At 71.9% G+C, this 9,975-nt stretch carries 10 protein-coding genes and 1 pseudogene; 3 read left to right on the top strand and 8 right to left on the bottom strand.

The annotated features are described in order from the left end of the window. Window positions 1-390: pseudogene (locus E1281_RS40690) on the top strand (hypothetical protein); the annotation flags it as partial. Between the two features lie 31 nt (window positions 391-421). On the opposite strand, the gene E1281_RS32145 reads toward E1281_RS40690, so the two are convergent. The 5 genes from E1281_RS32145 to E1281_RS32125 all read right to left on the bottom strand — a co-directional run bounded on the left by E1281_RS32145 (window position 422) and on the right by E1281_RS32125 (window position 4,643). After that, complete coding sequence (locus E1281_RS32145) at window positions 422-1,033, bottom strand: response regulator (RefSeq protein WP_243717640.1); 612 nt, start codon at window positions 1,031-1,033, stop codon at window positions 422-424. Window positions 1,034-1,121: 88 nt separating this feature from the next. Next, a complete protein-coding gene (locus tag E1281_RS32140) occupies window positions 1,122-1,787 on the bottom strand; it encodes a response regulator transcription factor (protein WP_131883477.1) in 666 nt (221 codons plus the stop codon). 41 nt (window positions 1,788-1,828) lie between these two features. Further along, a complete protein-coding gene (locus E1281_RS32135; RefSeq protein WP_131883476.1) occupies window positions 1,829-3,115 on the bottom strand; it encodes a sensor histidine kinase in 1,287 nt (428 codons plus the stop codon). Between the two features lie 104 nt (window positions 3,116-3,219). After that, window positions 3,220-3,867: a response regulator transcription factor gene (locus E1281_RS32130; RefSeq protein WP_131883475.1), complete on the bottom strand. Its 648-nt coding sequence runs from the start codon at window positions 3,865-3,867 to the stop codon at window positions 3,220-3,222. Then, window positions 3,864-4,643 (bottom strand): sensor histidine kinase, encoded by a 780-nt coding sequence (locus E1281_RS32125; RefSeq protein ID WP_165959202.1) that lies wholly within the window; start codon window positions 4,641-4,643, stop codon window positions 3,864-3,866. Before E1281_RS32125 ends, E1281_RS32130 begins: the two co-directional genes overlap by 4 nt. Window positions 4,644-4,960: 317 nt before the next feature. Here E1281_RS32125 and E1281_RS32120 point away from each other — a divergent pair, with 317 nt between their 5' ends. Both E1281_RS32120 and E1281_RS40685 read left to right on the top strand, forming a co-directional pair. Further along, the gene (locus tag E1281_RS32120; protein ID WP_131883473.1) at window positions 4,961-6,520 is read left to right on the top strand and encodes a Rieske 2Fe-2S domain-containing protein; all 1,560 of its coding nucleotides are present in this window, start codon (window positions 4,961-4,963) and stop codon (window positions 6,518-6,520) included. 317 nt (window positions 6,521-6,837) lie between these two features. Then, complete coding sequence (locus tag E1281_RS40685) at window positions 6,838-6,984, top strand: hypothetical protein (protein ID WP_165959201.1); 147 nt, start codon at window positions 6,838-6,840, stop codon at window positions 6,982-6,984. Window positions 6,985-7,002: 18 nt separating this feature from the next. Here E1281_RS40685 and E1281_RS32115 read toward each other — a convergent pair whose 3' ends face one another. The 3 genes from E1281_RS32115 to E1281_RS32105 form a co-directional block, all read right to left on the bottom strand. Continuing rightward, window positions 7,003-7,920, bottom strand: a complete 918-nt coding sequence (locus E1281_RS32115; RefSeq protein ID WP_131883472.1) for a hypothetical protein — start codon at window positions 7,918-7,920, stop codon at window positions 7,003-7,005. 18 nt (window positions 7,921-7,938) lie between these two features. Beyond that, complete coding sequence (locus tag E1281_RS32110; RefSeq protein ID WP_131883471.1) at window positions 7,939-8,682, bottom strand: sugar transferase; 744 nt, start codon at window positions 8,680-8,682, stop codon at window positions 7,939-7,941. 2 nt (window positions 8,683-8,684) lie between these two features. Next, the coding region (locus tag E1281_RS32105) for an oligosaccharide flippase family protein (protein ID WP_131883470.1) at window positions 8,685-9,975 on the bottom strand (1,291 nt) is incomplete at its 5' end.

Genomic DNA, 9,975 nt, shown 5'->3' with positions numbered 1-9,975 from the left:
GGCTACGACCAGGGGCGGGACAAGAGCGGATCGGCGTTCCCTCCGCCTCCGCCGCCGCGCCCCGGCAAGGACCAGGAGGCGCGGACGTTTCTGGAGACCGAGTGGGCGCCGCCGCCCTCCCAGTCGCAGAACCTTCCTCCGCACACACCGCCGCCCTGGGAGCAGCCGCAGCAGTACACGAACTGGCAGCAGCCACCGCCGCCTCCCGTCCACGGCCCCGCGGGCGACCGGGCGGAACGCCGCAAGACGCTCCTGATCGTCACGATCGCGGTGATCCTCGTCGTCGCGGCGGTGCTGGCGGGCGCGTTCATCCTGCGCGGCAAGCTCCAGCCGGGGGCGGCCGCTCAGGCGCCCCCGATCAGCGCCCCGGCGCGCTCAGGCACCGGCTGACGTTCACCGGCCGACGTACACCGGCGGGAGTTCAGGTGCCCGCTGAGAGGGCGTCCAGGGCGAGGCGCAGTTCGGCGACGTGGTCGCCGAGGTCGTCCGCCGGTTCGCCGGCGCGAATCCGGGCCGCGTCCTCCTCGACCCGCTGGAGGCGCTCGTCGAGCGCGGACAGGAACCGCTCGCAGCCCGACAGGGCGCCGCCCTCCTCGCCCTCGGTGAGGGACTGCCGCAGCAGCTTCGCCTGCCGCTGGAGCTGCAGGTTGCGGCGGTGCAGGTCGACGAAGACCGAGACCTTGGCGCGCAGCAGCCACGGGTCGAACGGCTTGGTGAGGTAGTCCGCCGCGCCTGCGGAGTAGCCGCGGAACGCCTGCTCGCCGGACCCGCCTCCCGCGGTGAGGAAGATGATCGGGATGTCGCGGGTGCGGGGACGGGACTTGATGTGGCCCGCGGTCTCGAAGCCGTCCATCTCCGGCATCACGACATCGAGCAGGATCAGCGCGAAGTCGTCGTTCAGCAGTTCCTTGAGGGCGGCCTGCCCGGAGGTCACCGGCACCACGTCCACCGGAAGCGCGTCCAGGACGGCCGCGAGGGCGGTCAGGTTCTCCTCGCGGTCGTCGACGGCCAGGATCCTCGTGTCGTTCGGCACCGGACTCCTTCGCGTCCAGGACGGCTGTGCCGTCCACCCTGTCATGACCCGGCGGACGACGACAGCGAATCGGCCCGCTGGAGGGTTTCTAGGGTAGCCAGCCGGGTTTGACCAGCCCGGACTCGTAGGCGAGGACCACGAGCTGGGCGCGGTCGCGGGCGTTGAGCTTCACCATGGTGCGGCTGACGTGGGTCTTGGCGGTCGCCGGGCTCACCACCAGCCGGGCGGCGATCTCCTCGTTCGACAGCCCCTCGCCGACCAGCGCCATGACCTCCCGCTCCCGCTCGGTCAGCGCGTTCAGCCGCGGCGACGGCGCCGGTTCCTTGGCCCGCGCGGCGAACTCGGCGATCAGACGCCGGGTCACGCTGGGCGACAGCAGCGCGTCCCCGTCCGCGACGGCCCGCACGGCGTGGACCAGCTCCATCGGCTCGGTGTCCTTGACCAGGAACCCGCTCGCGCCGCCGCGCAGCGCCTCGAAGACGTACTCGTCCAGCTCGAACGTGGTGAGAATCACGATCTTGACGCCGTCGAGCCGGTCGTCCGCCGCGATCCGGCGGGTGGCCTCCAGGCCGTCGAGGCCCGGCATCCGGATGTCCATCAGGATGATGTCGGGACGCAGCCGGCGCGCCTGCGCCACCGCCTCCTCGCCGTCACCGGCCTCCCCGACGACCTCGATGTCGGGCTGCGCGTCGAGCAGCGCCCGGAACCCGGCCCGGACCAGCACCTGGTCGTCGGCGAGCATGACCTTGATCATTGAGCCTTCTCCATCCGGCGTTCCACCAGAGAACCGCATGTTCAGCCCTTCTGAGCCTCGGTCACGTCCGCCTCCTCGGTCAGGGGGAGCCGGGCGCGCACCCGGAACCCGCCGCCGGGCCGCGGCCCGGCGTCGAACGCGCCGCCGAGCGCCGCCGCCCGTTCGCGCATGCCCCGGATCCCGCTGCCGCCCGTGTGGTCGTCCAGGAGGGAGACCCCCTGGCCGTCGTCCTCGACCCGCACCACGATCTCGTGCTCACCGTAGGCGATGTGGACCCGCGCCGTCACCGGGCCGGGCCCGGCATGGCGGGTCACGTTCGTCAGCGACTCCTGGACGATGCGGAACGCGGCCAGGTCGGTGCCCGCGTGCAGCGGACGGCGGTCCCCGGTGATCTCGATCTCGACGCGCAGGCCGGCCGAGCGAGCCCGTGCGGCGAGGTCCTCCAGCCGGCCGAGGCCCGCGGTGGGGGTGCGCGGCGCGGTCTCGCCCTGCGCCCGCAGCGCGCCGATCACCCCGCGCATCTCGGTGAGCGCGTCCTTGCTGGCCTCCTTGATGGCGGCGAGCGCCGTCCGGGCCTGCTCGGGGTTCTCGTCGATCAGGTGCAGCGCCACCCCGGCCTGGACGTTGATCATCGAGATGTTGTGGGCGAGGACGTCGTGCAGTTCCCGCGCCATCCGCAGCCGCTCCTCGCTGGCCTGGCGGCGCTCCTCCTCGGCGCGGATGCGGGCCGTCTCGGCGGCGCGCTGCCCGCGCATCCGGAGCAGCTCGGCGGTGACCAGCACCAGCAGCGCCCACCCGGTCACGAACGTCGCCCCGGCGAGGGTCGGCTCCTCCGCCGGGAACGCCCCGCCGGACCCCCGCTCCTCCACCGGGACGCCGATCAGGGCGGTCAGGCCGAAGTAGGCGGCGAGGCCGATGCCCGTCCCGGCCCAGGTGACCAGCCGGTGCCCGGCGACGATCGCCGCCACCATCGCGACGACCATGGAGAAGACGAACGGGCCGTAGGTGTAGGCGCGCAGCAGGTACAGGACGGTCACCGCCCCCGTCGCGGCCAGCGTCAGCACCGGGTGCCGGCGGCGCAGCAGGAGCAGCGCCGGGCCGGCCAGGAGGAGGCCGAAGCCGAGCACGTCGAGATCGGTGCGGCCGATGCCGGACGCGCCGTCGCTCTGCGCCCACGGAGGGCCGCCGGGCTCGCCGTGCCCCCCGCCGCTCTGCGCGCCGAGCGACCCGACGATCTGGAAGAACGCGAGGAACGCCGGGACGACCCACACCGGCCACCGGCCGGGACTCGGCCAGTGCCGGACCGGGCCGGGCGGGTGGTTGCTCATGACTGCACGTTAAGTCATCGGCATCCGGATCAACGTCGGCCGGAAGGAGTGTGCGTCCCTACTCCCCGGGAGGTATCCGGCCCCCTGGAGGTGTCCGGCGAGGCTCAGCCGGCGAGCCATTCACCGGTCTCCACGCTGACCAGGCCGTGCCGGGCCGCCTCGATCACCGCCTCCCGCTGCGAATGAACGCCGAGCTTGCTCAGCACGCTCTGCACATGGCTGCGCGCCGTGCTGCGCGTCACCCCCATCGCCTTCGCCAGCGCCTGCGTCGACTCGCCGCGCACCAGGCGGGTCAGCACCTCGCGCTCGCGCGGCGTGAGGAACCGCGCGACCTGCTGCGCCTGGCTGCGCGGCCGCGACGCGCCCCGCCGGGTCACCTGGTCGACGACGACCTCGCCGTCGGCCACGCGGCGCAGGACGCGGAGGATGTCGCCGGCCTGCTGGCCCTTGTGGGCGAACCCCCGCACGCCCGCCGCGACCCCGGCGTCCAGTACCGGCTGCTCAAGGAACCCGGAGAGGACGACGAAGTCCGTCCGAGGCGACGCGGCCCGCAGCCTCGGTATCCAGTCGAGCGCCGTGCCGGACGGGTACTGCAGGTCGATCAGGCCTGCGTCGGGCTGCCTGGCCCGCAGCAAGGGCAGCGCGTCCGCGGGGGAGTAGGTCACGCCGACCACGCTGTGCCCGGCGTCCGTCAGCACCAGCGACAGCGACTCGGCGAAGACCGCGTGGTCATCGCAGATGATCAGTCTCATGGGTGGCGCCGCCAGTCGTCGGCGTGCGGATCGGCGGCCTGCTCGTCCGCGTCCGGGGGCGGCGCCGCGGGAAGCAGCATCCGCACGCGTGCCCCGCCCATCTCGCAGGTGCGGATCTCCAGGCTGCCGCCGTAGCCGGAGATGAGATCGTGGACGATGCCCAGCCCGAGCGACGCGAGCCCGCCGCGCCGCCGGGCGCGCCCGGACTCCGGCCCGCCCTGGGGCGCGCCTCCGTCCGCGCCGAATCCGGGGCCGTCGTCGTCGACCTGGATGACGACCCAGCCCTGATCCGCCTCGACCCGCACGTCCACGCGCCCCTCGGCGACACGGCACGCGTTGTCGAGGACGTTGCGGACCGCGCGCCAGAGGGCGACCGGGTCCATGTGGGCCCATGCCTCGCCGCCGGTGAAGCACACCTCCAGCGGGGTGGCGAGACGCATGCCGGTGACGACCTCGGTGGTGAGGTCGTCCACGCGGATGCGCTCGGGGCGGGGCAGCGGCCGGTCGTCCTCGTCGGGACCGTCGCCCTCGTCCAGGCGCCGCAGCAGGTGGTCCAGCCAGCGGGTCTCACCGAGGATCTGCTCGACGCGGGCCCGGCTGGCGTCGCCGACGTCGTCGGCGACCACGACCGCCGAGGCGAGCATGATGATCGTGCCGAGTTCGTGCCGGATGTCGTGGCGGAGCCTCCTGCGCCACAGTGACCGCCCCCCGAGGGCGGCGCCCGGCCCGCCCTCGGGTCCGGACGTCCGCGGAGCCGCCGCCGCGAGTGTCCCCACACCCGCGGGAGCGTCCTCCGGAGACGAACGAGACCGCCCGTTGTTCATGAGAACCCCCGTCCCTATTCCAGCACCGTCTTAGACGGTCGCCCCGCCGGCCTGTGCGTGTCCAGTCAATTGACCGCAACAGACCAGTTCATGTCCAGAAGTGGACATACGCTTGGACGGAGTAAACTTCGTCCATTATCGGAGCGTCTCAGCCTGGATAGTCGTTTCTTGCTCCGGCTCTCTATGCGCCTTTCTTTCATGCCTACGGCGTAGCCGCTTTGCGCATTCCTGCGGGTGTGCCGGCGGGTGTGCGCGGAGACAGTGGCCACATGCCGACGGTCACATTTCTGGGACATGCGGGGGTGGCGGTGGACGCGGCGGCGTTCCACCTGCTGGCGGACCCGTGGCTCGATCCCTCGGGGGCCTTTCTCGGAGCCTGGCACCAGTATCCGAGAAACGATCACCTCGACCTCGCCACGGTGCTCGACGCCGACTGGGTCGCCGTCTCGCACGAACATCTAGATCACTTCGATCCCTGGGTCATCGACCGGCTTCCGGCACGGACCCGAATCCTCATTCCGCGCTATCCGGGACCGGCCTTCCGGGAACGGATGCTCGCCGCCGCCGGCGGTCGCCAGGTAATCGAGTTGACGGAGTGGGAGAAATTCCCCCTCGACAATCGCGGGTCCTGGATCACCGCGATTCCGGAACTCTCGCCGATGTGCCATGACGCCGCCTTTCTCATCGTCGCCGACGGCCGGGGTCTGCTGCACTGCAACGACGCCCGGCTCACCGCCGCGCAGGCACGCCGCGCCAAGCACCTGGCGGGCGGCCGGCTCGATCTGATGGCGCTGCAGACGTCCGGCGCCTCCTGGCACCCGATCTGCTACGAGTACCCGTCCGAGGCGATGGCCAAGGTCTCCATGGACAAGCGGGTGTCCAAGCTCCGCGCCGTGCAGCGCCTCGTCCGGCAGACCGCGCCGGAGCTCGCCGTCCCGTTCGCCGGCCCGCCCTGCTTCCTGGACGCGGAGGTCGCCCATCTGAACTGGGTCCTCGACCAGCGCGACGGCGCGTTCTGCGACCCGGACGTCTCCACCACCTGGCTGCGCGAGCATCTCCCGCAGCAGCGCTGGGACTGCTTCAAGCCCGGCGACACCCTCGACCTCGACACCGGCGAATGCGTCCGCGACCCGGTGTCGGCCGGGTTCTCCTTCGCCGACCCCGCCGACTACCTCGACCGCTACGCCGCCGACCGCGCGCCCGCCATCGCCGAGGTTGTCGGGGCCCACCCCGAGCCCGGCCCCGACCTCTACGACCGCTTCGTCGCCCACTTCGAGTACCTGGGCGGCCTCAGCGACTACTTCCTGCGGCGGATCGCCATGATCGTCCGGTTCGACGTCACGGGCCCGAACGGCGGCGTCTGGGACGTGGACTTCGCGCCGGACGGGCTCACGGTCTCGAAGGCGTCCCCCGAGGTCCGGCCCCACTACCGGATCACCGCCGCGGGCCGCTGGGTGAACGGCATCCTCACCGGCCGCCTGGCCTGGGAGGACCTGCTCATCTCGTTCCGCGTCAGCCTCTACCGCGACCCCGACCTCTACAACGACCACCTCGTCGGCCTGCTCAAACACGCCAACGCCCCCGCGCTGAAGGCCGTCGAGGCCTACGAGACCGGCCGGGACGAAAGCGAACGCATCACCGTCGAATCCGGCGGCGTCCGCTATGACATCCCCCGCTACTGCCCCCACGCCGGCGAAGACCTCTCCGTGGGCGCCATCGTCCGCGACGGCGAGATCCACTGCCTCGCCCACAACTTCGCCTTCGACCTGGCCACCGGCGAGTGCGTCAACGCCAGAGCCGCCAATCTCACCAGCCGGAGGCTGTGCTGATTTGCAGTGCCCTTGGCGGTCGGGCCTTGAAGGCCCTCCCTTCGGCGGGCACTGCGGTGCGATCGCTGCATCGCTCCGAACTCGCCTTGCGGCTCGCTGCGCGATCAGGTTTCTCGCTTCGCTCGCAACCTGCCTTCGGACGCGATCGCAGGGGTTTGGGTCGTTGCGGGGTTGCTGTGGTGGCTGGCGTCGGTGTAATGGCCGGTGCTCGCATCGGTTGTAACAATATGGATACACACTGTGTCCAGATAACGGTGGCTAGATCATGATGTGTTAAGGTTTTCCCAGTTCAACTGGGGTTTTAAGGGGTGTGCGGGGTGGACCGCAAGAGGCTTGGCCTGATCGCCGTCGGGTTCGTTCTGGTCGTTGGTCTGATGGAAGTTCTGGCTCTGAAGCTCGGGTCCATGGAGGTTCCGTTCCCGGCCGGGAACGACCAGCCGGCCGTCGCGGAGCGGCAGAACTAGCCCGGCGGAGCGGCAGAACTAGCCCCGGTTGCGGGCCTTCATGATGCTCTGCAGGTCGGGATGGTCGCCGCCGGTCGCGTCGGCGAGGGTGGGGCAGGCCCATTCGTCCTGGTGGCCCCAGGAGTAGGAGACCTCCAGCGGGGGACGCGGCGCCAGCCGGTCCCAGCGGGCGAGGATCTCGCGGAACTGGGGCTCGGTGGGCAGCCAGTACTGCTCGTCGCCGTCGGAGCAGCTCTGCCCGAACGTCTGCAGGACGGGCGCGATCCTGTCACGGGGGACTCCGGCGGCGTCGGCCATGGTGACCATCCGGTCGATCGCCCCGATGTCGCAATGCTCGCGGACTTCCGCCGAGCCCTCGCAGGGGTAGGGATCCAGGCCGAACAGGTCGATGCCGACGCGGGCCAGGGGCCTCATCGGGAAGTCGGTCATCGAGATGTAGGAGATCTGCCCGGGGGCGTTCCGCGCGACGTACTCGGCGCGCTGCCGGATGTCCTCGGCGATCTCCGGGCAGTCGCCGGTGTCCGGCTCGTCGGACAGGTACCACCCGAACACGCGCGGGTCGCGTCCGAACTCGTCGACGGCGCGCCGGAACGCTTCGAGGTCGAGTTCGAAGTCCTCGCAGTGGAAGTTGCCGACCCACAGGAGCGCCTGCATCCCCGGCGGGACGCCGGCGACCTGGGACGCGTCGGCCATGACGTCCACGAGGTCGTAGCCGAGCTCCCGCAGCCGCGGGTAGTCGGCGGGCTCGGTGTTCAGCGCGATGCGGCGCGTCGTGCCCGGCTTCGCCGCGGGGGCGCTGGGGGAGGCGAGCGGTCCCCGGTACGGCTCGTGGCCGGAGCGGTCCGCGCGCAGCGCGGAACCGAGCAGGAGGCCGGCGGCCAGCACGACCGCGGCGACGGCGGCCGTGAGCCTGAGCCGGACGCTCCGGACATGCATGCGGTCCCTTTCCCGGCGCTAGGCGGCGGAGCCGCGCTCCTCCGCGGGGCGGGCGGCGTCGGACGGCGGCGCCTCCTCCGTCACCTTCCCATCAGCCGATACCCGCAGTGGCGGGACGTCGAATCCCAGGACGTACCAGACCGTCTGGGCCAGGGTCCGGAGCGTCGCGCGCATCGACGGGTCGCTCAGGTACACCGCGTCGACGGCGGCCTGCGCCGGGGCGAGCCGTTCCACGTAGAAGGCGAGGTCGACCTCCTCGCCGGAAGGGAGCACGTCGGAGTCGCGGAACCTGACCTGGGAGACGCCCGTCATCCCCGGCCGGTGGTCGAAGACCCACCGCCAGCGCTCCTGGTAGTACTCCGCGAGGTCGTAGGTCTCCGGGCGCGGCCCGACGAGCGTCATGTCGCCGCGCAGCACGTTCGCGAGCTGCGGTAACTCGTCCAGGTACCAGCGGCGCAGCAGCCGGCCGAGCCGGGTCACCCGCGGGTCGCTGGTCGCGGTGACCTTGATGCCGCCGACGTTCTGCCGCATCGTCCGGAACTTGTAGATGGTGAACGGCCGGCCGCCCTGCCCGACCCGGGTCTGCCGGAAGATCCCCGGTCCCCGGCTGGTCAGCCGCACCAGCAGGTAGATGACCACCAGCGGGACGGAGAACAGCAGCAGCCCGGCGAGCGCGCCGGCGATGTCCAGCGCCCGCCGGCCGCGCGAGGGCGGGATGCCGCCGGACGGGTCGACGGGACGAGCGATGAGGTCCCCGGACATGATCACCCCTTGTTCCTGACGCGCTGGAACCAGGCCAGCAGTGCCGCGGTCGTGGCGATGAAGGAGATGGACGTCGCGACCGCGGCGCCCTCCGCGCCGTGCGCCGGGATCAGGACGATGCCGAGCACGACGACGACCACCAGGCCGATTCCCTGACCGGTCGAGGCGGCGCCCGGCCGCCCGACCCCGTACAGGTAGGCCATGACGAGGCCGGTCACCCCGAACGTGACGACCCCGGCGAGACGGATGTAGGTGGGCACGACGGCCTCGTCGAACACGTCGCCGAACACCCACGGCAGCGCCGTCCCGGCGATGAGCGCGAGCGGCAGCGCGGCGAGCACGGAGACGCCGAGCGCGGGCAGGATGAGGGCCGCGGTGCGGCGCGCCGCACTCCTCCTGTCCTCCCGCGCGAAGTCGGGGTACAGCACGTAGTTCACGGCGAGGCCGGGCAGCTGCACCAGCTCCGCGAACTTGCTCGCGACCGTGTAGACGCCCAGGACCTTCGGCCCGGCGAGCGCGCCCAGCAGCGCCATGTCGAAGCGGAGCTGGAGGAGGTCGATGAGCTGGCCGACGTAGCCCCGGAACCCGTATCCGGCGACCGTCCTGCCGAGCCGCGCGTCCGGCCGCCCCCAGCCGCGGAAGAACCCGCGCCGCCTCAGCCGCCGTACGATCCACGCGGCGGCGGCGATATCGGCGAGCACGAGCCCGAGGACGAGCGCGCCCGTCCCGTGCCAGGCCACCAGGATCATGACGTAGATCGGCAGGAACACGAACTCCTCGACCGCGATGGCGAGGCTCGCGCCGTGCGGGTCGTCGGTCCCCTGGAGGAAGCCCTTCCCGACGGACACGAATCCCTGCGTGAACGCCGGGACGGCCGCGGCGAGCGTCACCCAGACCCCGAACGACTTGAAGAACACGAGGAAGAGCAGTGGGCTCAGCGCGAGCCAGACGAGACCCGCCAGGACCGCCCCGACCACGGTCAGCATGGCGAGCGTCGGCCGCACCCGGCTCTGGTCGCGGTCCCGCGCCAGGAAGTAGGGCGCGGCGGCCGGCAGGCCCGCGTTCGACAGGTGGCACAGCAGGCCCGGCAGGATCCGGACGAGCGTGAACGCCCCGACCAGCTCCGGCCCGCCGACCCGCGCGACGAGGATCGTCGCGACCCCCAGCGACGCCAGTGCCCCCATCCGCGCCGCCATGTTCCCGGCGACCAGCGACACCAGCCGCCTGCGGACCGCCTTCATCCCGTCGCCCTTGCCGTCGGGCGGTGCGGGTTCGGGCGGTGCGGGTTGGCGG

Source organism: Actinomadura sp. KC345, assembly GCF_004348515.1.
Lineage (GTDB): Bacteria > Actinomycetota > Actinomycetes > Streptosporangiales > Streptosporangiaceae > Spirillospora.
This window is presented reverse-complemented; position numbering and strand designations above follow the sequence as displayed.